Origin of the sequence: Paenibacillus glucanolyticus NBRC 15330 (genome assembly GCF_004000885.1) — a bacterium.
Taxonomy (GTDB): Bacteria; Bacillota; Bacilli; order Paenibacillales; family Paenibacillaceae; genus Paenibacillus_AQ; species Paenibacillus_AQ glucanolyticus.
In genome coordinates this window covers 53,338-79,423 of sequence record NZ_BIMC01000009.1, presented here as the reverse complement: position 1 = coordinate 79,423, position 26,086 = coordinate 53,338, and the positions used below count along the sequence as shown (strand labels likewise).

The 26,086-nt window shown below is 49.9% G+C and carries 24 protein-coding genes and 1 pseudogene; 22 read left to right on the top strand and 3 right to left on the bottom strand.

What is annotated here, in order from left to right:
- Positions 1 to 23 precede the first annotated feature (23 nt).
- The 4 genes from PGL02S_RS14925 to PGL02S_RS14910 all read left to right on the top strand — a co-directional run bounded on the left by PGL02S_RS14925 (position 24) and on the right by PGL02S_RS14910 (position 5,294).
- Positions 24 to 905 (top strand): carbohydrate ABC transporter permease, encoded by an 882-nt coding sequence (locus PGL02S_RS14925; protein WP_006212759.1) that lies wholly within the window; start codon positions 24 to 26, stop codon positions 903 to 905.
- A gap of 21 nt (positions 906 to 926) precedes the next feature.
- Positions 927 to 1,745: a carbohydrate ABC transporter permease gene (locus PGL02S_RS14920; RefSeq protein WP_036643633.1), complete on the top strand. Its 819-nt coding sequence runs from the start codon at positions 927 to 929 to the stop codon at positions 1,743 to 1,745.
- A gap of 67 nt (positions 1,746 to 1,812) precedes the next feature.
- Complete coding sequence (locus tag PGL02S_RS14915; protein WP_006212757.1) at positions 1,813 to 3,099, top strand: ABC transporter substrate-binding protein; 1,287 nt, start codon at positions 1,813 to 1,815, stop codon at positions 3,097 to 3,099.
- A gap of 155 nt (positions 3,100 to 3,254) precedes the next feature.
- Positions 3,255 to 5,294: a beta-galactosidase gene (locus PGL02S_RS14910; protein WP_063455961.1), complete on the top strand. Its 2,040-nt coding sequence runs from the start codon at positions 3,255 to 3,257 to the stop codon at positions 5,292 to 5,294.
- A gap of 308 nt (positions 5,295 to 5,602) precedes the next feature.
- Here the strand turns inward: PGL02S_RS14910 and PGL02S_RS14905 are convergent, their stop codons facing one another.
- Positions 5,603 to 5,941: a hypothetical protein gene (locus tag PGL02S_RS14905; RefSeq protein WP_255308633.1), complete on the bottom strand. Its 339-nt coding sequence runs from the start codon at positions 5,939 to 5,941 to the stop codon at positions 5,603 to 5,605.
- 194 nt (positions 5,942 to 6,135) lie between these two features.
- On the opposite strand from PGL02S_RS14905, the gene PGL02S_RS14900 reads away from it, so the two are divergent.
- Both PGL02S_RS14900 and PGL02S_RS14895 read left to right on the top strand, forming a co-directional pair.
- Positions 6,136 to 7,041: a hypothetical protein gene (locus PGL02S_RS14900; protein WP_036643521.1), complete on the top strand. Its 906-nt coding sequence runs from the start codon at positions 6,136 to 6,138 to the stop codon at positions 7,039 to 7,041.
- Positions 7,038 to 7,589 carry a hypothetical protein gene (locus tag PGL02S_RS14895; RefSeq protein ID WP_036643519.1) on the top strand — a complete coding sequence of 184 codons (552 nt, stop codon included), beginning with the start codon at positions 7,038 to 7,040 and terminating at the stop codon, positions 7,587 to 7,589. Before PGL02S_RS14900 ends, PGL02S_RS14895 begins: the two co-directional genes overlap by 4 nt.
- 59 nt (positions 7,590 to 7,648) lie before the next feature.
- Here PGL02S_RS14895 and PGL02S_RS14890 read toward each other — a convergent pair whose 3' ends face one another.
- A complete protein-coding gene (locus PGL02S_RS14890; RefSeq protein ID WP_006212752.1) occupies positions 7,649 to 7,828 on the bottom strand; it encodes a hypothetical protein in 180 nt (59 codons plus the stop codon).
- Between the two features lie 124 nt (positions 7,829 to 7,952).
- Between PGL02S_RS14890 and PGL02S_RS14885 the strand changes: the two genes are divergently transcribed.
- The 7 genes and pseudogenes from PGL02S_RS14885 to PGL02S_RS14855 all read left to right on the top strand — a co-directional run bounded on the left by PGL02S_RS14885 (position 7,953) and on the right by PGL02S_RS14855 (position 15,488).
- Positions 7,953 to 8,747, top strand: a complete 795-nt coding sequence (locus PGL02S_RS14885) for a sulfite exporter TauE/SafE family protein (RefSeq protein ID WP_081742858.1) — start codon at positions 7,953 to 7,955, stop codon at positions 8,745 to 8,747.
- A 49-nt stretch (positions 8,748 to 8,796) separates the two neighbouring features.
- Positions 8,797 to 9,657, top strand: a pseudogene (locus PGL02S_RS14880) (aldo/keto reductase); the annotation flags it as partial.
- 332 nt (positions 9,658 to 9,989) lie between these two features.
- Complete coding sequence (locus PGL02S_RS14875; RefSeq protein ID WP_036643515.1) at positions 9,990 to 10,859, top strand: ABC transporter ATP-binding protein; 870 nt, start codon at positions 9,990 to 9,992, stop codon at positions 10,857 to 10,859.
- Positions 10,852 to 13,035: an ABC transporter permease gene (locus PGL02S_RS14870; RefSeq protein WP_063455960.1), complete on the top strand. Its 2,184-nt coding sequence runs from the start codon at positions 10,852 to 10,854 to the stop codon at positions 13,033 to 13,035. The genes PGL02S_RS14875 and PGL02S_RS14870 overlap by 8 nt, the downstream gene beginning before the upstream one ends.
- Before the next feature lie 90 nt (positions 13,036 to 13,125).
- A complete protein-coding gene (locus PGL02S_RS14865) occupies positions 13,126 to 13,815 on the top strand; it encodes an RNA polymerase sigma factor (RefSeq protein WP_036643512.1) in 690 nt (229 codons plus the stop codon).
- On the top strand, positions 13,796 to 14,638 hold the full coding sequence (locus PGL02S_RS14860) for a hypothetical protein (RefSeq protein WP_036643511.1): 843 nt from the start codon (positions 13,796 to 13,798) through the stop codon (positions 14,636 to 14,638). The genes PGL02S_RS14865 and PGL02S_RS14860 overlap by 20 nt, the downstream gene beginning before the upstream one ends.
- The gene (locus tag PGL02S_RS14855; RefSeq protein WP_036643510.1) at positions 14,631 to 15,488 is read left to right on the top strand and encodes an ABC transporter ATP-binding protein; all 858 of its coding nucleotides are present in this window, start codon (positions 14,631 to 14,633) and stop codon (positions 15,486 to 15,488) included. Before PGL02S_RS14860 ends, PGL02S_RS14855 begins: the two co-directional genes overlap by 8 nt.
- Positions 15,489 to 15,604: 116 nt before the next feature.
- Here the strand turns inward: PGL02S_RS14855 and PGL02S_RS28805 are convergent, their stop codons facing one another.
- Positions 15,605 to 15,706 (bottom strand): DUF3949 domain-containing protein, encoded by a 102-nt coding sequence (locus PGL02S_RS28805; RefSeq protein ID WP_387586378.1) that lies wholly within the window; start codon positions 15,704 to 15,706, stop codon positions 15,605 to 15,607.
- A gap of 224 nt (positions 15,707 to 15,930) precedes the next feature.
- Between PGL02S_RS28805 and PGL02S_RS14845 the strand changes: the two genes are divergently transcribed.
- From PGL02S_RS14845 to PGL02S_RS14810, 9 genes are all read left to right on the top strand, one after another.
- Complete coding sequence (locus PGL02S_RS14845) at positions 15,931 to 16,758, top strand: SDR family NAD(P)-dependent oxidoreductase (protein ID WP_036643509.1); 828 nt, start codon at positions 15,931 to 15,933, stop codon at positions 16,756 to 16,758.
- Between the two features lie 150 nt (positions 16,759 to 16,908).
- Positions 16,909 to 18,201, top strand: coding sequence for a homocysteine synthase (locus PGL02S_RS14840; RefSeq protein ID WP_036643507.1), 1,293 nt, complete (start codon positions 16,909 to 16,911; stop codon positions 18,199 to 18,201).
- Positions 18,202 to 18,499: 298 nt separating this feature from the next.
- Positions 18,500 to 19,210, top strand: a complete 711-nt coding sequence (locus PGL02S_RS14835) for a response regulator transcription factor (RefSeq protein WP_036643505.1) — start codon at positions 18,500 to 18,502, stop codon at positions 19,208 to 19,210.
- A 150-nt stretch (positions 19,211 to 19,360) separates the two neighbouring features.
- Positions 19,361 to 19,474 (top strand): lariocidin family lasso peptide, encoded by a 114-nt coding sequence (locus PGL02S_RS29195; RefSeq protein ID WP_006212741.1) that lies wholly within the window; start codon positions 19,361 to 19,363, stop codon positions 19,472 to 19,474.
- A 73-nt stretch (positions 19,475 to 19,547) separates the two neighbouring features.
- Positions 19,548 to 19,814: a PqqD family protein gene (locus tag PGL02S_RS14830; protein WP_006212740.1), complete on the top strand. Its 267-nt coding sequence runs from the start codon at positions 19,548 to 19,550 to the stop codon at positions 19,812 to 19,814.
- The gene (locus PGL02S_RS14825; RefSeq protein ID WP_051449332.1) at positions 19,811 to 20,278 is read left to right on the top strand and encodes a lasso peptide biosynthesis B2 protein; all 468 of its coding nucleotides are present in this window, start codon (positions 19,811 to 19,813) and stop codon (positions 20,276 to 20,278) included. Before PGL02S_RS14830 ends, PGL02S_RS14825 begins: the two co-directional genes overlap by 4 nt.
- A complete protein-coding gene (locus tag PGL02S_RS14820; RefSeq protein WP_036643503.1) occupies positions 20,275 to 22,299 on the top strand; it encodes an asparagine synthase-related protein in 2,025 nt (674 codons plus the stop codon). The genes PGL02S_RS14825 and PGL02S_RS14820 overlap by 4 nt, the downstream gene beginning before the upstream one ends.
- A 1-nt stretch (position 22,300) precedes the next feature.
- Positions 22,301 to 24,295 (top strand): ABC transporter ATP-binding protein, encoded by a 1,995-nt coding sequence (locus PGL02S_RS14815; RefSeq protein ID WP_051449331.1) that lies wholly within the window; start codon positions 22,301 to 22,303, stop codon positions 24,293 to 24,295.
- On the top strand, positions 24,270 to 26,072 hold the full coding sequence (locus PGL02S_RS14810; RefSeq protein ID WP_036643501.1) for an ABC transporter ATP-binding protein: 1,803 nt from the start codon (positions 24,270 to 24,272) through the stop codon (positions 26,070 to 26,072). The genes PGL02S_RS14815 and PGL02S_RS14810 overlap by 26 nt, the downstream gene beginning before the upstream one ends.
- The last annotated feature ends 14 nt before the right edge of the window (positions 26,073 to 26,086 follow it).

Below are 26,086 nucleotides of genomic sequence, written 5' to 3'. Positions count from 1 at the left end.
AGGACGAGCGGAGGGGGATTTACATGAACAGCAAGAGAACGGCTGCCTTGACGCAGCAGTTGGTTTATATCGGACCCGCGCTGCTGTTTTTCGGTATTACGATCATTATCCCATTTGTGATGGGGATGTATTACTCGTTCACCAACTGGAATGGTGTATCGGGGAATGTCGAATGGGTGGGGCTGGACAATTTCAAACAGATTTTCACAAATGACAGCGCATTCGCACAGTCGTTCTGGTTCACCACCAGGTTTACGATCGTGGGTGTGCTTCTAACGAATGTGGTCGGTTTTTTCCTGGCCTACTTCTTGACAAAAAACATCCGGGCGCGCAACTGGCTGCGGACGATCTTCTTTATGCCGAATGTGATCGGCGGATTGCTGCTCGGTTTCATCTGGCAGTTTATCTTCGTGAAGGGCTTTGCAACCGTTGGCGAGGTTACGGGAATTCCGTTCTTTAATCTTCCATGGCTGGGAGACGAAGTGACCGGCTTTTGGGGGATTGTGATGGTATTCGTATGGCAGTCGTCAGGCTATCTGATGGTCATCTACATTGCGTCCATTACGAATGTATCCAAGGAAGTGATGGAAGCCGCTGAAATTGATGGGGCGAACCGCTTCCAGGTGCTGAAGAGCATCATCGTTCCGCTCATTATGCCAGCGGTCACCGTCTGTTTGTTCCTGGCGATCTCATGGTCATTCAAAATGTTCGATTTGAACCTGTCCCTCACAAAAGGCGGACCGTATCGCTCCACGGAGTCACTGGCCATGAATGTGTACAACGAGGCGTTCCTGAATAACCGGTATGGACTCGGGACAGCCAAATCTTTGATTTTCTTCCTCGTTGTTGCGGTCATCACGCTCATTCAAGTCCGATTAACGAAACAGAAGGAGGTTGAAGCTTAAGTGAGAACGAAGAAACCTCCGATGTCGGCTTCCCATATCGTATTGCAGATTGTTATGGTGGTTGTGGCTCTGATCTTTCTGGCGCCTTTTTATTTCCTGCTGGTGAACTCGGTTAAATCGCTGGGGGATATTATGGTGGATGCGGCCAATTGGCCGACTGCGTTTCACTTTGACAATTACAGCAAGGCATGGGAAATGACCCGCTTCCCGGAAGCATTCACGAATTCCATCATCATTACGGTCATCAGCAACCTGATCATCGCCTTGCTGAGCGCGATGGCCGCTTACCGGATGGTTCGGTCCAATACAAGATTCAATCGCATCGTGTTCATGCTGTTTGTATCCGCTATGGTCATTCCGTTCCAATCCATTATGATTCCACTTCTTCAGGTCATTAACTTCCTGGGCGTTAACAACAGCATCGTAGGCTTGATTCTCAGCTATCTGGGCCTCGGCATACCGCTGTCGGTCTTTCTGTTCCATGGTTTTGTGAAGGGGATACCACTTGAAATCGAAGAGGCTGCTACGGTGGACGGAGCTTCCCCGTTCAAGGTATTTGCCAGGATCGTTTTGCCTATGCTGAAACCTATGATGGTGACGGTCATCATCCTGAACTGTCTCTGGGTCTGGAATGACTACCTGCTGCCATCCTTGATCCTGCAAAGTCCGGAGCTGCGTACCATTCCGCTCGCAACCTTTGCATTCTTCGGGCAGTACTCGAAGCAATGGGACATGGCGCTGCCGGCTCTGGTGCTGGGCATTACGCCGATTATCATCTTCTTCCTGTCATTGCAGAAGTATATCGTTGAAGGCGTCGCTGCCGGCTCCGTTAAGGGGTAGGGCAGCCGGACGTTTCCTACATTGGTTTTCCATCATTTATATATAAACATTACTAGGGGGTAGTAAGATGAACAAAATGAAATTATCACTTGTGATGCTGCTGGCTTTCTCCATGCTGCTGGCAGCGTGCGGCGGCAAGTCGGAGGGAAGTCAGGGAGGGAGCTCGGACGGGGCCTCTGGTGAAGTCAAGACGGTTAAGATTTTCCAATTCAAAACCGAAATCGTGGATGGCTTGAATGAGCTCAAGGTGGAATTTGAGAAGGAATACCCGAACATCAAGCTGGATATTCAAACGGTAGGCGGCGGTGCGGACTATGGCGCTGCACTGAAGACCAAATTTGCGTCCAACGATGCGCCTGATATTTTCTCCAATGGCGGCGATGCCGAGATGGAGATGTGGATCGACCGTCTGGAGGACTTGTCCGACCAGCCTTGGGTGAACGATCTGGTCGAGATGGCGAAGGAGCCGATGACCAAAGACGGTAAAGTATACGGCATGCCGATGAACCTTGAAGGATGGGGTTATATCTACAATAAAGATTTGTTTGAGCAAGCAGGCATTACCGAGCTCCCGAAAACCTATGCACAGCTGGAGGAAGCTGCGAAGAAACTGGAAGCTGCTGGCACCACTCCTTTTGCGAACGCTTACCAGGAGTGGTGGTTGATCGGCAACCAGGGCATTAACCCGGCATTTGCCCAGCAGGATGATCCGAATGCATTTATTCAGGGCTTGAATGACGGAACGCAAAAATTTGCAGGCAATGCGAAGTTCGAAGAGTGGGCCAAGCTGATGCAGTTGACCTTGGATCATGGCAACAAGAACCCGCTGACTACGGACTACAACACGGCGATTTCCCTGCTGGCCACCGAAAAAACAGCCATGATGCAGAATGGCAACTGGTCCCAAACCGAGATCGATGCCATCAACCCTGATCTGAATCTCGGCTATCTGCCGATGCCGCTTGGCGACAATGCGGAGCAAAATGATAAGCTGAACGTGGGCGTTCCTGCGAACCTTGTTATCAACAAGGATTCCGCATCGAAGGAAGAAGCAAAGATCTTCCTCAACTGGTTTGTCACATCCGATATCGGTAAAGAGTACATCGTGAAGAAATTCAAATTCATTCCGGCATTAACAACCATCGAAGCGACGCCGGAAGATATGGGCGACCTGGGCTCGGCTGTGTGGGAATACGTCCAAGCCGGAAAAGTGCTGCCAAGACAATCTGCCAAGTTCCCTGACGGGGTAGCGCAGGAATTCTCAGGCTCCATGCAGGCGTTCTTTGCAGGCAAGTCCGACGCAAACAAGATGCTTGAAGACATGCAGACGTCTTGGGACAGCCTGAGCAAGTAAGCGGCAGGTAGTGCTCGTAATGTGTAAGTAGATCTTTCATAAGAGGTATGATCCCTTGTTCTTAGATACAAGGGATGGTGCCTCTTTTCTTTTAGACAGATTATCAACATCGATTGACGTTTTTCTTATTGGACACTCATAAAGGAGGCAATTCTATGATAAATCAGCGTGTTCCGAAGATATGGTATGGCGGAGACTATAACCCCGAGCAATGGGATAAGGCCACGATGGAAGAAGATCTGCGGATGTTTGAGCTGGCAGGGGTCGATGTGGCAACTCTCAACGTATTCTCCTGGGCAAAAACACAGCGCGATGAGCATAGCTACGATTTCACATGGCTGGATGAAATTATGGATCGTCTGGCAGAGGAAGGGGTCCATGTCTGCCTGGCAACAAGCACGGGGGCGCATCCTGCCTGGATGGCCAAGAAATATCCGGACATTCTCCGAGTGGATTACGATGGACGCAAGCGCAAATTCGGAGGGCGCCACAACTCATGTCCAAACAGCCCGACGTATCGCAAATATTCTGCGCTGATGGCGCGCAAGCTGGCTGAGCGGTACAAGGATCATCCGGCACTCGTGATCTGGCATGTCTCCAATGAGTATGGCGGCTATTGTTATTGTGATAACTGCGAATCGCAGTTCCGTATTTGGCTGAAAGAGCGTTACGGGACGCTCGATAAACTGAATGCCGCCTGGAATACCGGATTCTGGGGCCATACCCTTTACGAGTGGGACGAAATTGTGGTGCCGAATGCACTCAGCGAAGAGTTTGGCGGGAACCGGACGTTCTTCCAGGGGATATCGCTGGACTACCGTCGCTTCCAGTCGGACAGCCTGCTTGCTTGCTATCGCCTCGAACGGGATGAACTGAAGAAGATTACCCCGGACATGCCGGTGACCACGAATCTGATGGGCTTTTATCCGGAGCTGGATTACTTCGAGTGGGCGAAGCATATGGATGTTGTGTCCTGGGACAACTATCCCGCAATCGATACGCCGGTAAGCTTTACGGCGATGTCCCATAACCTGATGCGGGGCTTGAAAAGCGGCCAGCCATTCATGCTGATGGAGCAGACCCCGAGCGTTCAGAACTGGTCGCCTTACAATTCCGCGAAGCGCCCCGGCGTGATGAGATTGTGGAGCTACCAGGCTGTAGCCCATGGCGCAGATACGGTGATGTTCTTTCAGCTGCGCCGTTCCGTGGGGGCCTGCGAGAAGTTCCACGGCGCGTTGATTGAGCACGTGGGGCATGAGCATACCCGCGTCTTTCGGGAATGCGCGGAGCTGGGCGCAGAGCTGCAGCAGCTCGGAGACCAGCTGCTCGGTTCCCGCTCGAACGCCAAGGTGGCGATTATGTATGATTGGGAGAACCGCTGGGCGCTGGAGCTTTCAAGCGGACCTTCCAAAGCCCTGAACTATGTGGACGAGGTTCATAAATACTACGACGCGCTGTACCAGTTGAATATTCAGACCGATATCATCGGTGTTGAAGAGGATCTGGGCAAGTATGATGTGGTGGTTGCGCCCGTAATGTATATGGTGAAACCGGGTGTAGCCCGGCGTGTGGAGCAATTCGTATCCCGGGGAGGAACCTTTGTGACCACTTTCTTCAGCGGCATCGTCAACGAGAACGATCTTGTGACCCTTGGAGGTCATCCTGGCGAGCTGCGCCACGTGATGGGAATCTGGGCTGAAGAGATCGATGCCCTACTTCCTGGGCAGCACAATCAGATCGAATGGAATCAGGAATGGGGATCACTGCGTGGAAGTTATCCTTGTGGATTGCTGTGCGATGTCATCCATGCGGAGACAGCGGAGGTTCTGGCTGGGTACGGTTCTGATTTCTATAAAGGAACTCCTGTTGTAACCAGGAATAGGTTTGGAGAGGGACTGGCCTATTATGTAGCCAGCAGCCCGGATTCGAAGTTCCTGCAGGGCTTTCTTGCTAATCTGTGCGAAGAGCAGGGGGTGAAGCCGCTGCTGAATACACCAACCGGGGTAGAGGTTACGGAACGGGTGAAGGATGGAGGTTCCTACCTGTTCGTATTGAACCACAACGCCGAAGAGATGACGTTCGATGCAGGTTCTGCCAAGCTATTCGATCTTCTGAGCAACCGGCAGGTTTCAGGTCATGTTACGATTCCGGGAAGGGACGTTATGATCCTGAAACGGTCCGCTGCCCAGTCTTAAACAGGTCCAGGAAGAGAAAAAATGGGACTCTGGTTAGGTGGCAGAAGCCTGCGCTGCTTGCTGAGTGCCAGCGCGAAACGGCCCATCGCTATATGCTGGGACCGAGGGCCGTTCAGACGCGGGATTGGCCATCCCTGCGATGCATGGAGATGTCCAGAAACATATGTGGAGATACAAGCGAGAATAGGGATGTTGTGTAGCCTTTTTATGTACCTTTTCGTTCGTTTGAGCACCAGCGTGCAAACAGCCTAAAAGAACCGCCAGATGAATCATGCTGGCGGTTCTTGGCGTTTTTCAATTCGGCTGCGTCAGGTTGCCTTGATGGTGTAAGTACCACGCTCCGTTGTGAGTACGACATGATTGTCGTGGATCTCCGCAGCTTTAAGCCCATCCAGCCCGATGACATAGGCGTTGGTTGGCAGCGGTGCTGTGTGGCCCGCAGTCATGACAACACCGGAACCGTGCAGCAGCAAAGCGCTGCGATCCCCATAACCGTCAATGGACGGCTCCTGATGCTGATGATGCTCCAATCGTTCCAGCTGTAATTCAATCTGGTCCTGATCTTTGTCTTCTTCCTTGGATATGTGAAGGGTGTGGCTGCTCTTGGATTCAAGCCAATTCGTAATTTCTTCGATGGATGGATTCATCATGGACACCTTCCTTGATTTCGATTGCTTCAAATAGTCTGTCCATGAATCGACTTCCTTATTTCAAATTTCAATTCGAGAGCCCCTCCGGAGAAACGCACCGAAAAATTAACGCTGTGCAAACCCCCTTATTATATTTACGTGTTAATATAGTTAAAGAATATGAACAAACGCATGATACATAAGGAGGGGCCATGAGCAAGAAGTGGTATTATGTGCTCGCCATCCTGCTGGTTGCCTGCAGTTGGATCGGAAATGTCTGGTATTATGAAGCCAATCAACTGGGAAGTACGGTATTCCTTGCGCATCATGTTGAGACATCGGATAGGGAAGGGCACGTGTTTGACTTGTATTATATAGAGGACAAACGAGCCGATAAGACCCTGAGCACCATTCGGATCGAGGGTTACCCTGAACAGATCGTGACACCTTATCCCAAATATGCAGAGTACCAAAGGCAGTATCTAGGGAAAATGATGGTGAATTTAAATAACCCTGCTCGAGGGCAGGGCGTGGCGGAAGAGCTGCTTAAGGAGCCAGTGCTTGTCCGCGAGATCACCGCGCTTTACTCCGATGGAACCTCGGAACAGGTGGACGTAGGCGAAATTTACATTTGGCCTGGTACATATAACGAAGTCAAACCCGTGGAGTGGACCTCCGTTGGATCCTCGTCGGATCACTCGGGATACAACTCCGCGGTCATCAAGCGGCCGCTTCAGTTAACAGCGTTCTCCTCGAAGTTTCTGGATATCGCAGAAGAAGAAGGAGCTTTGCAAATCTATGCCGATATCCCGGGTCAAGTGCTCGGTATCAGTTACCGCCCGCTGCCCTCGGAATTACAGATGGAACAGAGCGGTATGCCTATTCAGGAGATACAGCTTCCAGCGAAGATGAATCAAGGGGACTCTTTTAGGATCAGCCATCAATTTAATATGCCGTCTCGTGAGAAGAGTATGCAGGTGTATCAGTTAATGCTGAGAACAACGTTTACGGAGGAAGGACAGGGCACCTGGCAGGAAGATACGATCATACCTTATCATCCAAGTCCGACCGATAAAGAAATGACGGCATATGTCCGCGAAAGAAGGAAGGGATTATGAGAAGAGCTTGGTATCGTATACTCTGGGGGCTGCTCTTTGTACTCATCGATCTGAAGGTTGAAATGGTGGATATGCTGCCCGATATGCTGGGGTATCTGCTGATTGCCTCAGGGTTATGGCGGCTGCAGCGATTGAACGGATATTTTAGGCTGGGACATCTGTCGGCTTGGCTGCTGCTGGTGTGGTCGGCGGCTTCATTATTTTGGTTCCCCGAGGTCGCAATGGGCAGCGTGCACATGCAATCGGTTAAGAACCTGTTCATTCTACTGCCTGCCGTGCTCCTGCATACGGCATTGATTTACGGTATCTGCAGAGGGATTCAAGCTCATTATACAGGCACGGAATCCGAATTGGATAGGAAAGCCCGCTTCCGGCTGCACCTGTTTATGGCTGGGCAGCTGTTATTGCTTATCCTGTACCCATTCATGCTGAATCTGGATTCGGGGGATATGATGTCTGTTATTTTCATCTGCTCACTTCTGGTGATGGTTGCTGAAATTACAGTTCTGTTTCTCGTTAGGTCAGCGGGAGGGGAATGGAATGAGTAAGTAAATGGATTAGAGACGGTATGAGCGATTGGGATGGTTTGTGCCGGGTTTAGGCTGATTTAACTGTTGTCTTTACTGGGATGATAAACAATTGTAACGCCCAACTGATTATATATTTCCTCGGTGTAGTGGTGATCCGGGCAATGCTTGATCGTAGCCATGTCTTCCTGCTTGGAGATCAGCTTCTGCTCGCAGTCAGGACATCGGTCCTGGAAGAGAAATTTCAGCTTGTTTAACATGATCGCCACACACCTCCCTGATTTCCGATATAAATACTTGGGTTTTATTATAAATCAACAACGAGGTACATTCAATAGCAATGTGCCCGTAAAACGATATCAAATGAAACGGAGATCGATCACCTTGATAGTGCAGCTTGTAGTCATGATCTTTATAGGTATCATTGGTTCCTTTTTCTCTGGGCTGCTGGGTATTGGCGGGGCTATCATTAATTTCCCATTGCTGCTGTATGTTCCCTCCTGGTTTGGATTGGAGGCTTTCACTTCCAAGGAAGTGGCATCCATTAGCATGCTTCAGGTATTTTTCGCCTCATTGTCAGGCATGATAACCAACCGGATGAGTTCGCGCGGAAGTGAGTCATACGTTCACAAGCCATTGGTTATTCAGATGGGGGCCAGCACGCTGGTAGGCAGTCTGATCGGGAGCTTGTCGTCGATGCTGATGACCAGCGAAACGATCAACGTCGTTTACGGTTTCCTGGCGGTGATCGCTGTGTTATTAATGATTGTGCCGACACGGGCGTCCATGGAACAGAGGTCGGTGAGCGAGGTTACCTATCATTCAGGGATTGCAATGGGAGCCGCGTTCATAGTCGGAGGCATTGCCGGGATCGTTGGTGCCGGAGGCGCTTTTATCCTCATCCCCATTATGCTCACGGTTCTAAAAATACCGACTCGGATCACCATTGCATCCTCACTTGCTATCGTATTTCTGTCTGCAGTCGGCGGTGTTATTGGCAAAATCGTTTCAGGCGGCATTCCGTTCTGGCCTTCCCTGTTTGCCGTTGTGGGGAGCCTGCTGGGTGCGCCTATCGGCGCCATGATCAGCCGCAGGCTGAATGTTCGTCTGCTGCGATATGCCTTGGCGATTCTCATTGCGGTAACGGCGTTCAAGATCTGGATCGATATTTTAGGGTAAGTAAAGGGGTAGAACCTTATTCATCATAAATAAGAGGAGGATATCGAACATGAGAACCAATCAGCTGGGATCTTCAGAATTGTATGTAAGCGAAATTGGGCTGGGCTGCATGTCATTGGGAACGGATGAAGGACAAGCGGTGAAGCTGATTCATGAAGCGCTTGATCAGGGCGTGAATTTCTTGGACACGGCGGATTTGTACGATAAGGGTCGTAATGAAGAACTGGTCGGCAAAGCCGTTCAAGGCCGGAGAGAGGATGTCATTATCGCTACTAAAGTAGGCAACCGGCGTGTTGAAGGTCAGGATGGCTGGGTATGGGACCCCTCCAAAGATTACATAAAATCAACCGTCAAGGACAGTCTTCGCAGGCTGGGTACGGATTATATCGATCTGTATCAGCTCCATGGAGGAACGCTGGATGATCCGGTGGAAGAGACGATCGAAGCTTTTGAAGAGCTGAAGCGCGAAGGATGGATTCGCTATTACGGGATTTCGTCCATCCGTCCGAATGTCATCCGTGAATATGTGAGTAAATCCAATATCGTCAGTGTCATGAGCCAATACAGCATCCTGGACCGGAGACCGGAGGAAGAGGTGCTCGATCTGCTGGCGGAGAATGGGATTTCCGCCATTGCGCGGGGTCCCGTTGCCCGGGGGATCTTGTCGGATCGGGGCCAATCCAAGGTAGAGAAGGGTTACCTGGACTACAGCAAAAATGAGCTGCTGGACATTCTGAAGAGACTTGAAGAGTATGGAAATGGCGCGGATCTGACTCATACGGCCATTCGCTATGCGTTAAGCCATGCAGCCGTTGCCTGCACGATTCCCGGCGCAAGCTCGCTTGAACAGCTGCTGCATAATATTGCTGCAGGTACTGTGGAGAAGCTGTCGCCGCAAGATATCCAGACGATTCAGGCTATAACCCGCGCGAACCAGTATGAAGCGCACCGGTAACGCAAACAGCACATGAATGATCGATCCCGTTAATCATTTGGGACGTGAAATATTTACGCCTTGAAGGATTGCGGATGAACATTGCCGCTGCATGTTATACTAATAAGATCAGAACCCATTAGATTATGCCCGCAATCCGTTTTTAGGATCACGGGCTTTTTTGCACCTTATAAATAAATTGGCTTTAGAACGGTGAAAATTCAAACTTTTTGAGAAGGCGGTTCGTTCCAATTAACGTAAACCGCGCGGGCTTATCCCATAATCGTAAATGGTGAAAGGATTCTAGAATGATTACCATTGAACATCTATCCAAAACCTATCGCAAGGGCGCATGGGCGCTCTTGGATGTTTCTCTACAATTTGATAAAGGCATGACCGGTCTGCTGGGACCCAATGGCGCTGGCAAAACAACGCTGATGCGTATCCTGTCGACCTTATTGTCTCCAACCTCCGGGCAGGTAAGAATGAACGGGATATCGCTTGGACGGCCTGAGGAGATTCGGCAGATGATCGGTTATTTGCCGCAGCACTTTCATATTTACCCGCAGCTGACTGGCAGGGATTATCTGGATTATGTTGCCGCTATGAAGGGGATTACCGATCGAAACGCAAGGATGAAGGAAATCTCCAGGCTGCTTGAGATGGTGAATCTCCAAGAGAAGGCCGACAAGAAAGTGCGCACATACTCCGGTGGAATGAAGCAGCGGCTGGGCATTGCCCAAGCGCTATTAGGATCCCCGGACGTTCTGATCGTTGACGAGCCGACATCCGGGCTTGATCCTCAGGAGCGTGTCCGGTTTCGTAACGTGCTGACTCGGTTTAGCATCAACCGGACCGTGCTGCTGTCAACCCATATCGTAGCCGACATCGAGAGCAACTGCCGGCGTATCGCCGTTATGAACAAGGGGAGGCTGGTCATGACAGGGAGCCTGGCTGAACTACAGGCCTGCGGTCAAGGGCAAGTATGGGAAGCCGTGATGAGCCCGGACGAATTTGCCTTGATTGATCCCATGTCCGTAGTGTCCACCCGAACGGTTCCGGAAGGCATCTTGTGCCGCTTTATCAGTCCAACTGCGCCGGTTGAAGGCGCGTTTGCGGCTGATCCTTCTTTAGAAGACGGTTATCTGGCCTTGCTGCGGAGGGATCGCCATGCATAAATGGTGGAGGCACAGCCTCCTGGAACTTCGGCTCCTGTTCGGCAATCCTCTGTTTGCCTCAATGCCAATCATCTATGCCGTTTTGTTTATCGTCATGATGCTGCAAGCGGCCAGCGGCAACGGGGCAGACCATAATCTGTACACGGCTGCGTATTCCTTCCATATGCTGGGCCATACGATGACGCTGGGCCCGGCTATGCTGATCGGCATTTTGTCCATCCGAAGAGACATCAGCCGCCGATCCTTCGAATGGAATCACAGCTTGCCTGTACCCTTCTTTACATTGCTGTCATCGAAATACGTGGTGAGCCTGCTGTACTTTTCCCTGTTCACGCTGTCCACGTCGGTTAGCAAAGGCATTGCCAGTGAAATTGCGATCATGCACACGATGCAAATTGCAGTGCAGTATGAAGTTTCCTATATGGTAACTCTGGCGCTCGCGATGCTTCTCGGAGCGAGCATTCCGAATCGGATTGTTTATTTGATCGGTTTCTGTGCATGGATGTTCGGAACTTTTTTCATGGAGATTTATATCATCAGCGAACTGAAATGGCTTCCGGCTCAAGTGTTCCATCTCAATCAATTCTTTCTGCAGTCCAACCGGTATGAGTATGAAAATTGGGGATACGGCTTGTTAACCGAGGATATACAGCTGGCCCGGTGGTTCGTGCTGGCCTTCACCCTCATGCTGCTTACCGTGTGTTTGTTCTTGTTAAACCGCAGGCGTCCAACGATGCTCTTGAGGGCAGGCTGGGTTGTCGTGCTCGGCGCTTTTGTGTTAACAGCGATTGCCGCGGTACCTTACAGTACGATCTGGTCGGAACGATATGCCCAAATTGATAACAGGCTGGAGGACCCTTCGGTTTCCTATGTTAATGATACGGAAATCGGATCGATTTACAGGGTTTCCTCCTACGATATCAAACTGAAACGACTGCCGAATGATGAACTTCTGGTTACGGCGAGGCTGAATATACCACTCTCTGAAGAAGTATCGGGTAAGAAGCAGCTTCCGCTGACCCTGAACCGGATGTTCAAGCTGGACCGTGTCCAGCTCCAGGGAGTGGACGCTCCATACCGCAGACAAGGAGAGCGGATTTCGGTAAGTATGGCGGGCGTTGCGAATGGAAACGACATTCAAGCAGAGCTGACATACAGAGGTCATGTTATGGATTTTATGCCCGGATACTCCAGCGAAGAATTTGCCGCCTATAGTGTGGGACCCGAAGTTAAGCTGGAGGGACATATGGCCTGGTACCCGCTGCCCGGGCATCAGAATGTATACTTGAAGAATCCGGAGGAAAACAATCGGCCAACCGAAATGTATCTTGGCGGGGAATACGGCGTCATGCGTTATTCTATCGGCGATATGCGGCTGGAGGTGGAAGGCTACCCGGTTCCCTTGTATACGGGGATGAAGGAGCTGGAACGAAGGCCGGGCTATCAGCGGTTTGAGGTCCAGGGGACCGAACAGAATGTTTCCCTGTACGGAGGCAAGTTCTGGAGGGAGATTCGCTTGAATCAATTTCCGGTCATGGTTGTGACAACCCCATATCTGGAGAAAACATCAAAATTGATGCTGCGTGATCTGAAGAAAAAACACGACTATTTTGCCAAATGGGTACCCGAGTTTAAAGGCAGTGTGGACAAGATTTTGTATCTGGGTCAAGGATTTAGATATCCTCGGGTAGACCATTCGTTGATTCTCTCCTCTCACCAATACACGTATAACATCAGCAATCTGTCAGGCGAGTGGATGAATTCCATTCTGTTTGGCAACCAGGATGCCATTTATAATTATTATGAACATCCAGAGAGAGATGTTCGCGGAAAGATCAGCAGTCTGTTCTGGTACGTGTATTACATTGAAGAGAAAGGGCTCAGCGATAAGGAATTAAGATCGGCGTATCTCAATTTGCGTTCGGTACAGCAGCTGCTGTTCAAAAACGGGGACGGCAGCGACCCTCAGAACAAAATCGGCATCAGCATGGCCAAGCAAGTCAGAAGGGCATTGGAAGAGGGCAGAGGGCACCAGGTCAAAGAACTGCTGGTGCATTTTTACCAACAAGGGGTGCGGCTGCCCGATACCGAGCGGAACAAATTCCTGGACCCGGAGAAACCGATCACATACAAGGAGTGGCAGCAAAAGTGGGATGCCATGATGAATGTCAAATAATGACGACTATGCACATGCACACGGTCGGTTATAATTGAGAAATAGATAAAATGGGAAGATTAGAAATGCATATAGAAAGGGGGGGAAGGCATGATTTCTGATCAGCAGCTGACCGAACGCATGGCGGCCGGCGACCAGGAAGCATTCGAAATGTTGGTGACCAGGTACCATGGACCTCTGCTCAGTTATACAACCCAGCGGCTTGTTGACAGGCAGAAGGCTCAAGATATCGTTCAGGAAACCTTTATCCGGCTCATACGGCATCTGAACCAGCACGGGACACTGGAACATGTTCGCTCCTGGTTATACCGCGTCGCCCTGAATATGTGCAAGGATTACTGGAAGAGCGCATCGTACAGGTCTGAGGGGCTTGCAGGCGAGGAGATGCCTGATGCATACGATCCTGCACCCGGTGCCGAGGAGCTTGTGGAGAGGCAGGAAACGTCACTGGAGATAGCCGCATCGCTGGAGAGCCTGCCCGATATACAACAGGAAGTCATATCCCTTCGATTCTTTCATGATCTGAAGCTGCAGGAAATCGCAGACCTGGTTGACCTCCCCTTAAGTACGGTAAAAACACATCTATATAACGGTTTAAGAAAGTTAAAGAAAACGTTGTCCATGGAGCATTCCGATTTGGTACCCGTGAATCCGCGCCAGCGGACACGGGAGAAAAGTCCTCAAGAACAGGTCAGGAGCCGCTCCAAATCGGAAGAGTCAGATTCGCAGTGCAAAGTAAAAGAAAGTGAGGTGTATCTCCATGGATCATCCATTCGATAACGAATTGAGAAGACTTGAAGACGAGCTGCGGGGTCCCCTTAGACGAGCTGCCCTTCCATCGCCGTCACCGGATGAGACGGCCCATCTCATTGCATCCCTTCAGGGAGAGTTCAATCAGCTCAAGATTGAGCCCGAGTCCCCCAAGCTGGATTTTAATCCACAGGTGGACCCGCCCTCATTGAAACAGATCCTACGGAGCCAGATTCGTTTGAATCAAAGATCCATCCTGCTCACAGCCGGGGCGGTATTCTGCATGCTCGTCCTGCTGATTGACCCGGAATACCCGTTGGATCAGTTTGCCGGATTGCCTGGCGGCATTTTTCCATTGATCACGCCTCTGCTGTTGATCGTATCCATGCTGTTCAGCAGCCGAACCTGGGATAAAGGGATGAGAGCTGTAGAGACGCTAACCCCATACCCGCCGGCACTTGTTCTGTATACCCGGCTGCTGCTTGTGACCGGCATTGTCATCGGAATGGCGCTGCTGAGCACGCTTGCCCTCGGGCTTCGATCCATCCAGGCGGAGACCTCTCACTTTTTATTCGGACCCTTTATTCTGGAGTGGATGGGGATTCTATTGGTGACGGGCGGTGCTGCGATGTATATGCTCTTTCGCAAAGGGATGGTGGTATCGCTGATCTCTGCCGTATTGGTCTACGGCATGTGGATTGTCATCCAGGGCCAGATTATCGATCACGGGGTATCGATGGGCGGTAAAATGCTGACGGATATGACCCTGCTTGTTATCGGATTGATCCTGCTTGTCTCCTCCTACGGCCGCAGTCTGAAATTGAACGGAGCCTGGAGAACCGCTAATGATTAGGGTAGAAGGACTGGAACGTCAGGCCGGAACGTATCGGCTTGAAATCGAGAAAGCGGAGATTCATTCCGGCTTGAACCTGATTGTCGGAGCGAACGGCGCGGGAAAAACAACGCTGATCGAGCTGTTGGCCACGCTGCAAGCTCCCGACGCAGGTGAAATTCTGTATAGCGGGCGCAAGGCAGGAGACCATCTTCCGCTCATCCGGAGCCAAATTGGTTATGTTCCGGCTGATATCGAGCTGTACGGGGATATGAAGGTCGGCAAGCTGCTGACCTATATGGCGGAATTGAAAGGCATCTATAACCCGGAAGCCATCGACCGGCTGATGCTGGACTTTAGGCTGGAGCCTGTTCGCAAGAGTAAGGTCAAGAATCTATCGCAAGGGGTACAGCGGCGGATTGCCGTCGTACAGGCGCTTATTGCTTCGCCGTCCTTTCTGTTCCTGGATGAACCCCTGAACGGCATGGATGCAGAGGAGCGCAAATTCCTTATCACCTATCTTACTAAATATGCGCGCGGCCGAATGGTCATCGTTGCTGCCCACGAGTTGAATGAATGGGAGGAAGCAGCAGATACGGTGATTTGGGTTCATCGCGGGCGCATTCGATATATCGGTTCCCCGAGCCAATGGAAGCTGAATGTTGCCTCCAGCGTCTGGGAGGGCGAGGTTGATCTTGAGGCCTTCGAACGGATCCCGCAGGAACTGTTAATTCACTTTCAAATGACGGAAAATAACATGAGAGTCAGGCTGATGGGGAAAAAGCAGCCGGGTGCTGAGTTTATGGAGAAGGCACCGACGCTGGAGGACACTTTTTTCCTACATATGAACGCTTTAGCCAGACGCGGCTGACTGCAGCTCGGATCTTGGAGAATCATCGCCCAAAAAGGGCGATGATTTTTTTGCGTTTCATCCATCAGCGGCAATTCATTTGGACGCTTTATGGTCCCGGTGCCTTCAGTATAATGTCATGAGGCAACCATGGAGGAAGGCCAAAGCCATTCTTGCGTACTGTAATGCAGCTGTTCTTCCTGAAAGGACATGTTGGTGTTATACGCTTCTTGATCGATCCCTTGACTTCGGGGAGCAACTCTCCAATGTGTGCAAATAGCTGTACGTGAATCAAGATCAACTATTCAGGGAATCGAATGGCTCTTCATTCGGATTTTATCTCGGAAAAGCAATCATCCCTCTCAGAACAGGGTAAGGAAGGTTAGGCATGATGAGCATCATTGTTTAATCCACGGCAAGCCACCGTGGCATGAGAGGATGAAATCTGAAGGGAGAGAACGTGATGGGAACCGTAGGTAATCAAGGCTTGGAGAAGGTGGCGTTAGTTACAGGAGCAGGTGCAGGAATCGGAAGAGGGATTGCCAAGGTACTGGCTGAGAAAGGTTACCGGCTGGCGATGACATACAATTCAAGCAAAGACGGCATATTGGACGTAGCAGAGGATATCGGCCACATCTATGGCAAGGAGCCGCTCATTATTCAAAGCGACCTGACCGTCCGCAGTGAAGCGGAGAACACGATCCGCAAGACGGTTGAAGAGTTTGGCCGGATTGATCTGCTGGTGAACAATGCGGGGATCGGCATTTATGACGAGCTGACGGAGCTTGAGGAGGATGCGCTGGACATGACCGTTCATCTTGATTTCAGAGCGCCGATGCTGCTCAGCAAATATGCTGTCAGGGAAATGATTGCACAGGAGATCCCGGGGAATGTTATTTTCATTACCTCTTCCCGCGGGGAGAGGGCCTACCCCAAGGACAGCATCTACGGCGGAATGAAGGCAGCGCTCATACGTGCGGCGCAATCGCTGGCGCTGGAGTGGGCGCCGCACGGCATCCGCGTCAACTGCGTCGCTCCGGGCGCGACTGTCCATAAGCCGGGACAGTCGGCAGTGGATGAGCCGCTGGGTAACAAAATCCCTCTGGGACGGTTAGGTACGCCATCGGATATCGGTGAAGCAATCGCTTGGCTGTGTTCGGATGCGGCATCCTATATTACCGGGATTAATCTCCGTATCGATGGCGGTCTGATTCTGCCCGGCATGCCGGAAGATACGTCTCCCGAGGCAGGATACGGATGGGGCAAGGTCTATAAGAAAGAGAAGGAATGATGGAAGCCCTCATAGGTGATCGAAATAATTTATTATATTCCGATGAAATTAGTTGGTTATTGCTCTTTTCAAACGATGGAAAGTATGAGAGAATGGGAGCAATTATGAATTCATAATACTTTCCATATGAAGAAAAGGGAGGAAACACCCATGTCAGAAGAACGCCAATTTTCCATTGAAACCTTAGCGGTTCATGCCGGTCAGGAGCTTGATCCGACCACCTTATCACGTGCTGTGCCTCTGTATCAGACGACTTCCTACGGGTTTAAAGACAGTGAGCATGCGGCTAATCTGTTCGCACTTAAAGAATTCGGCAATATCTATACACGTATTATGAACCCGACCACGGACGTGTTTGAGAAGCGGATTGCGGCGCTTGAGGGCGGTGCCGGTGCACTGGCGACATCTTCCGGGCAGGCAGCGATTACGTTCTCCGTTCTGAACATAGCGGGTGCCGGTGATGAAATTGTTTCCTCCTCCAGTTTGTATGGCGGCACATATAATTTATTTTCCAATACGCTGGCGAAGCTGGGCATCAAGGTGCACTTTGTGGATTCCACGGATCCGGAGAATTTCCGTAAGGCCATCAATGGCAAGACCAAGGCATTGTTTGCAGAAACGATTGGCAATCCGCAAGGAAACGTGCTGGACGTGGAAGCTGTGGCTGCCATTGCGCACGAGAACGGTATTCCGCTGATTGTGGATAATACCTTCCCAAGCCCGTACTTGCTGCGTCCGATTGAATTCGGAGCGGATATCGTTGTTCATTCGGCCACCAAATTTATTGGCGGTCACGGTACTTCCATCGGCGGGGTTATTGTTGATAGCGGTAAATTCGATTGGACGGCAAACGACAAGTTCCCTGGGCTTACGGAGCCGGACCCAAGCTATCATGGCGTTGTGTATACGGAGGCCGTAGGCCCGATCGCTTATATTATTAAAGCGCGTGTCCAGCTGCTGCGGGATATCGGCGCATCCCTCTCCCCATTTAATTCCTGGCTGCTGCTGCAAGGTTTGGAAACACTGCATCTTCGCGTTGAGCGGCATAGCGAGAATGCGCTGAAGGTTGCCAAGTATTTGGAGAGTCACGAGGCGGTGGAATGGGTGAGCTATGCAGGGCTGCCGAGTCATCCGTCATACGAGCTGGCACAGAAGTACCTGCCAAAGGGCCAAGGCGCCATTCTGACCTTCGGTATCAAGGGTGGAGCTGAAGCAGGGCAGAAGGTGATCGAGAATGTGAAGCTGTTCTCCCACCTTGCCAACGTTGGCGACTCCAAGTCTCTTATTATTCATCCGGCCAGCACCACGCACCAACAGCTGACCGAAGACGAGCAGCTGACAGCGGGCGTGAATCCGGAACTGCTGCGACTGTCTATTGGAACCGAATCCATTGACGATATTCTTTATGATCTGGAGCAAGCCATTGCGGCAAGCCAGGAGTAGAGGTTGTTAATACCACCTTATAATAGAATCAAAGGCACTTTCCTTTTTGAAGGAAGGTGCCTTTTTGTTGTTTTTATCTCTAGAATGACCTGCCGGATAGGGAGAAAATTCAGGAGAGTCAATGCCGATGGGGGAGACGGTCAGAGCGCCGATTGTCCGGAATGGATTGATGACATGTCATATTGATGTTATGATGAAATAAGAATTACAAATATATACTTACATGGAAATTATTTTATATATTGAGAGTGTCGCTATCGAATTTCAAAATCATATAAATTAGAAGAGGTGAACCATCATGAAGATACGAACCCTGCTTATCGAAGATGATCCCGAGTGGATCGATGGCATAAAACTTACAATTGAACAATCGAGGGATATTGTACTGATCGGCGTTCTTTCCGGGAATGAGATCGAACTGCAGATGATCAAGTGCTTGGAAGTGGAAGTCATTGTTATAAACATGAATGCTGATAATGATATGGAAGTGCTCAAAGCAATCGATAGCATTATCGATATTAATGAGAACATTAAAATAATTGTGCTGTCCTCGGTGGAGGAAGATCGCATTATCTGGGATGCCTATCTGCACGGAGCTGTGAATTATGTTGTCAAATCGGCTGTTTGCAGTCGTGCAATAACGAAACTCATCAGGGAAGCGCATGCGAATACATTGGGCATTCACCATACATCGGCACAAGCGATCCGAAGGGAATTCCAACGACAGAGAAAAGAACTATGGAGCAAACTTCTTACCCCGCAAGAAAGAAAAATTCTGTGTTACGTCTATCAAGGAAAGACAACGTCTGAAATTCATCGTATTCTGAATATTGAAGAAAAAACGATTGATAACCATGTGACAAGCATCAACCGCAAGCTTCAGGTCAAAAATCGCAGGGAAGCTGCGCAAGTTGCCAACAAAAAAGGACTGCTGTTGTTTGACGAAATCCGATCCGAGTTCTATTCCGCTTTCAATATATTAGGTCTTATCCCCCTGAATTTTATTTAGGGGGTTTTTAGCATAATGTCCATGCTCGACCTGGTCAATCCGGTTGGATTCCACGATTAAAACTCACGGATTAGAAATAATAGAATGGTTTGTTATTCTAATAATTGTAAACTTCACTTTATGAATAGATTAGGAAAGGAGGAAAGACTCATGAAACTTCAAGCTGGTCAAATCAAAGAATACGGCACTTTTATGAATCTGACGCTTGCCAAGAAGAACAAGCCAGGTGATGGAAAGAACGGCCTTGGCGTGAAAAAAGGATAAGGTTTGAAAACAATGAGAGAGTGACGTTCACTCTCTCATTGTCTAATTTAAAGCTTGTTGAGGTGAGTTCCTTATGATGATAAGTCAAAAAGAAGAGGTTTATACGACGGTACATGACCAAGAGGTTGTTCTTTTGGATATGAATCAAGGGAAATACTTCGGATTGGAGGGAGCGGCAATGGCGCTATGGAATGAGCTGTCGCAAGGTCCGGTCACGACTTCCGCCATTCTGGAAAAATGGAAGACGATTTATGATCAAGCGGAAGACGAGCTGAATTCTCTATTAACCCAATCCTTGGAGGAGCTGACGGCAAAACGTTTGGTTGTGGTAGACACATGATGAACTTCCGAAGAAAATCAGACGATAAATTATACGCCTTGGTCATTCACTCCCTGATCCGCAGTACTCTCAAAGACGGCGATTTCTTGCAATCCTATCGACAGCTTGCTGTGCAGTTGTTTCCTTTTTTTGAGAATGCCATTCGCCGCAAGGAAGTGTCCGTCTCCTCGAAGAGGCTTGATGAGCTGGGGCGGTATTTGATTACCCTGGATGAAGAGGACCAAGTCGTAGCGACTTGCGTGTCCGTGGCTGCCACGGCGCAAGCGATATTGTTCTGTTCGGGTATTCAGGCTGAGCTGCACATCGGGGTGAAGAAAATAGATGAGAAATTGTTTGCCCATGCCTGGGTGAAGCTGCCTGACGGCAGCATGATAGACCCGCAAAACAAATATGGGGATCTGCAAATCATTCGAGTGCTGAAATTGAAAGATGAAGCAGAAAGGTGGGCCGCTTCCGTTATATGAAAATATGGATAGCGATGTGTTCTGGAAACGATGCGGCATGGAGTCAGTGGACGAGCAATTTAGCCGAATGGCTCAAAGACACGATGACCACCTATGCATCAGGCTGTGACGGACCGGTGAGGATGGCGGAGTTTCAGTATCGGTATGAGAGGCATGGAAGAAAGACTCATCAAGAGGGTTTGGGGGCCGCCTGTGTGCTCGATGGATGGCTGAAGCATGCACAGTGCGGTCAGATATGGGGAGACCATATGCCTATGGGCACAAGAAATCAGCTGCTGCAGACCTTTAACCAGCATCCGGAAGGAATGATGCAATCCAGCTCGGGGGATTTTACATTATCCGTATGGGACCGGGAACGAGAGACGTTATGCATCGGCAGTGATGTTTATGGATCAAGGCCTATCTATTACTGGATTAGTCCTGAGCAGGAATTGTTTGTCTCAAGCGACCTCAGAGCACTGCTCCATGTTCACCATATCCCATTTGATATAGACTACGAACGTTGCCTGCTGTACTTAAGCTCCCAATATGCTGTCGGCGAGAATAATTTCGAAGCGAATACGTTCTTTAAGGGAATCTGCAAGATACCCGCGGCAACGATTGCAAGATGGAACAACGGAAGATGGACTTTGAATACATATTGGGGAATGCACAACCTGCTCAACTTGGAAAATATTCAACAGGACGCAGCTCCCATGTTCCGGAATGCCATGATAGAGGCTGTGGGCGATCGTTTGCATCATTCAACATCAATTGTGGAGGTTAGCGGTGGATTGGACTCTGCAGCTGTGCTTGCCGCAGCCATTGCGGGTGGGCATAAGGAGCGGGTTTTAGGCGTGAATATTTCCTTTTCCGGTGAGGATATGGTACAGAGCAATGACATGGATCTTGTGCGGAGATTGTTTCAGGATTTACAGATGCCCTCCATCATCATTCTTGGAGATAACACGTTGAAGATGCCGAATGCCGAACTAGGACGGGATCCTCTGTGGTTTCTGGACGGGCCTGATCCGCGGGCTAACGTGTTAATTAATGAAATGTACACCGCCATTGCCAACGAATTCGGAACGGACGCCGGGTTGACGGGTGAAGGCGGGGATTTTTTATTTACCGGCGAAGAGTATGTGCTCGATTCGTTGATCAGGCAGCGGAAATGGAAGGAGATGCTCCATACGCTGTGGGCCTGGTCTGATCATAAGCTGGGAAAGGCAATTCAACTGGGAGCCGCTTACGGATTAGCCCCGTTTATTCCGGTTGTTAACGACAGGATGTATTACAAATTGGCTTGGTCAGACTCCGAATATGAAATGCCGGAGTATTTTACGCAAGCCCATATGGCCAGGGAACGCAGCGCTCAACGCGATGATTATATGCGATATAAACAGAGTAAGCCCTTCAAATATTGGGGGAAAAGGTACCACTATGACTACACCTGGCCCAGGGCCAGTTATTTGGACGCGGTTGGGGTATCCATGCAGAGCATGCATCCTTTTTTTGATCGCAGAATGATGGAACTCTCCTTCTCGGTGCCGACAGAGCAGCATTATGATGTGCTTAGAGGCGAAGTGGATAATTATTATGGAACCAAAATGCTGATAAGAAAGGCATTTACAGATATTTTGCCGACCTATTTGCATAATCGGGTCACCAAAACGTCCTATGCGCATATGGCAAGAAAGAGCTTGCTCAATGAACGCAGTAATCTGCTGCAGCTATTTGACCGCTCAGAGGAGGTCCTGCTTCATCAGCTTGAGGTGATTAACAAGCATAAATTTTGGGAGCACCTGCTTGGAACATTGATTCGGGTGTCGGATACGAATAATGATCTGGGAATGTCCTATCAATATTTACGTATGGTCATCTCCATGGAAATTTGGCTCAGGGAAATGAGCAAGGGCAAAGCAGCCGTCCTGGAAAGGGCAAAGCCGCGCAGTCCAAGATGGCTGGCCGATATTGAAATCGTTGGCGAGCTTCAACAGTTTAAAGAAGTTAAGAATCATAGCTTCATGACAGGTGTCTGATATGAAAATGTGGCAAGAGCAAGCCAAAGGGCAACATGGGTGGCAGAGCAGGTGGCAAGAGGCCATCTCCCAGATGAGGACGATTCGACTGATAGGGAGCATGATATGGAGATCAGGACCGTTATTGGTCGTGCTTCTCTTTGCAGCCATGTTTGTGCAAGGACTAATCCCTGCACTTCAACTGCTAGCTTCCAAGCAAATCATTGATCATGTTACGGTTGGAAACGGGCGAATCAGCATGATCTGGGCATGGGCGTATGCCATTTCCATGGTATTCATGGTGTTATTGTTGTCTGTGCAGAAATGGATATCCAAAATCCTGGCCGAACGCTCCATGCTCGCCATCAATCTGCTTCTTCTGGACGCTTGGGAGAAGGTCCCCGGTATGAAGCTGTACGATCAGAAGAAGTACCGCAACCGTCTGGAGGCGCTGCAGGATTCGGCCAACTGGCTGCCTGCCCAGATCATTGCATTAAGCGCAAGCTTCATGACGGGCCTTGTGTCCCTTATCAGCATTGTTGTGCTGGTTGGGAATTTGTCCTTGATGTTAGCGATCGTGCTTGTGCTCAGCACAATTCCCCACGCCCTCAAGCAGAATCGGTATGCCGAGATGGATTGGGAATATGATAAATCGTCCACTGAAGATCGCCGCCGTATGAATTACGCTCGCGAACAGCTGCTCGGGCGCCGCGCCGCCAAGGAGATTCGGCTGTTTGGGCTGGGTCCGTTTTTTTTGCAGCTTTATCGTAAGATGTTTGAACGATTGTTCCTTCGTTTTGAGCACTTGCAAAAAAGGTTTGTCCGCGGCTCGGTCCTGACAGGACTGTTATCCGGGGGAGTGGCCGGACTCGGGTATTTTTGGATTGTGAATCAAATCAGCAGCGGCTCGGTTTCGATGGGGGATATCGCGCTTTACCTGCTGGCCATCTTCCAACTATCGAAGGAACTGAGGGAGACCAGCAACGATGGCGTAAATGCGCTTGAGCTTTGGCGTATGGGGCATGATTTCCGTCTGTTTATCGAGGCGGAACCCGATATCCATCAAGATCCGAATCCGGTGAAAGATGTGTACGGTAGTCCGATGACCATTGAGTTTAACAACGTCGTTTTTAAATATGAACAGGATGCGGAAGCAAATGAAGGCGAAGACGAAGATGACACGGACGAAGATGAGCCTGACTTCGACGAAGACATGGACGATAACTCGTATGACGTCTATATGGAGGATGGGGCCGGAGAAGAGTCTGAAGACACTGAACAGGAACGTCCGGACAGGGAATACATATTGAATGGAATCAGCTTCACCATCGCTCCAGGTGAATGCGTGGCGTTAGTGGGGGCCAATGGCTCTGGGAAAACAACCATCGTTAAGTTATTGTGCAGATTCTATGAGTTAACGGGCGGTTTTATCCGGATGAATGGGCGTGATATCCGAACACTGGATATCGGGGAATTGCGCAAACGCATTTCGGTTGTATTCCAGGATTACGGCAAATACGGGTTGACGGTTAGAGAGAATGTAGCGATTGCGAATGTGGATCAGCAGGACTTGAAGAGGATGGATGAAGCTGTGACACTCGCGCAAGCCCAATCATTCATTCAGGATTTGCCGAATGCCTATGATACGCTATTAGGACCTGAATGGGGAGGCGAGGATTTGTCGGGCGGTCAATGGCAGCGGCTTGCCATTGCCAGGTCGATGTATCGCGATGCGGACTTCATCATCCTGGACGAACCGACAGCTTCCCTTGATGTAAGGGCCGAGTACGAGCTATATAACAGCTTCCGCAAGCTGGCGGAGGGCAAATCCGTGCTGCTTATTTCCCATCGCTTCAGTACGGTGAGGATGGCTTCTCGAATTCTTGTGTTACAGGATGGGAGAATCATAGAAGAAGGAACTCATAATCAGTTAATGAAACTGGGTGGCGAGTATGCAAAAATGTACAAAATTCAGGCTGAAGCATTTGAACATGCCGGAGCTGAAAAAGACAGCTAGCTACGCTTGGTGGGGAATTAAGCTAATGTACCGCGCTAATCCGCGGCGGGCTATCTTTGTGCTGTCGGTCAGATTAATGGAGTCTACGCTGGGTCCGCTTCTTGTGTGGTTAAGCGCCATGGTCATCGATGGTTTGATACGGGATTACAGCGCCTTTTCCGAACGGGGTCTGTTCTTCTGGATGGTTGTGCTGTTTGTGATTCTTACCATTCTGGTTGAAGTGCTGGAGCCGATCGTGGAGATGAATAAGAAATTACTCACCGTTCAGATTCAGAAGCACATCGACGAACTCCTGATGGAAAAGGCAAATGAGTTCGAGGATATCGCTCCGTTTGATGATCAAAACTTCTATAACAAAATCAAAGTGATACGCCACAACGATTATGTTACGGAGTTATGGCTGGATATGACCTCCAATACATTTGGCGGTCTTGTTCAAATCATTGGTGGAACCATCCTGATATGGACGGTCTTTCCGTTAGCCCCTGTTTTGTTTGTAATTATGGCACTTCCCAGAGTTTTTGCAGAGGCCAAGCTGAACAACGTTACGTTTGAGGGCAGGGCCGAGGTCCAGGAATTGAGGCGCCGATCCGAATATTACATGAGCATTCCTCTCAGTCACGAATTGGCAAACGAGGTGAAAATGTATGGTCTCACTTCATTCTTCAAGAAGAAATACAAGGATGCTTCCCATGAACTGATAAAGATGCTGTCCGGTGATCAAAGAAAATGGACGCTCCACAATATGGGCTGGGGAGTCGCTGAAGCTGCCGTCAGCGGCATGGTGCTTCTACTTATTGTAAGCCAGGCAACATCCGGAGGAATTGCTGTTGGAGCATTGTTATTATTCATCGGAGCACTGTACCAGCTCAGGGAAGGGATTAACGAGCTATTCGCTGTATTTGCTATCGGCGCGCGAGAGATGGTCAATCTCCGCAATATGGCGGAGTTCTTGTCATTCCAGAGTCCGAAAACATCCGGAAGCTTGCCGGTCCCGGCACGCATTCATCAGGGCTTTGTACTGGAACAGGTAAAGTTCTCTTATAAAGGTCAGCGGGAAATTCTGAACATCGATCATTTAACGCTGCCCCATGGCAAGGTTACTGTGCTTGTCGGCGACAATGGGGCCGGGAAAAGCACACTGGTTAAATTGCTGCTTCGGATGCTGCACGCAGACAGCGGTTCGATCTATTACAATGGCATGCCCCTGGAAGCTTATGATATGGACGCATTCCGTTCCAACGCAACAGCCGTATTTCAAGACTTTGTCCGCTATGAAGCAACGATGAATACCAACATTGCAGTAGGAAATATGGAGCATTACAAGGATATGGACGCTGTGATGAGGTCAGCCGTGCTTGGGGGAGCTGACGGAATTGCTGCCAAGCTGCCGCAAGGCTACGAGACGGAGCTCGGACGCTTTTTTGGCGGTACTCCGCTGTCCGGCGGCCAATGGCAGCGCGTTGCGATGGCGCGCGCTTATATGAGAGATCAATCGGCGCAAGTCTTAGTATTTGACGAGCCCACCTCGGCTCTGGACCCGTATATGGAGCACGAAGTCATGAGACGATTGAAGCAATTAGGGCAGAACAAGACGGTCGTTATTATTTCGCACCGTTTGAGCACGGCAAGATTAGCGGATCATATTGTTCTTCTTCAAGAAGGAAACGTGCTGGAGACCGGAGATCATCTTACTCTGATGAAACGTGGAGGCGTATATGCAGAGTTATACGACATGCAGGCATCCAAGTATCAAGAAGCGGGGCATAATCAGTAACCCTTCGGCTATGC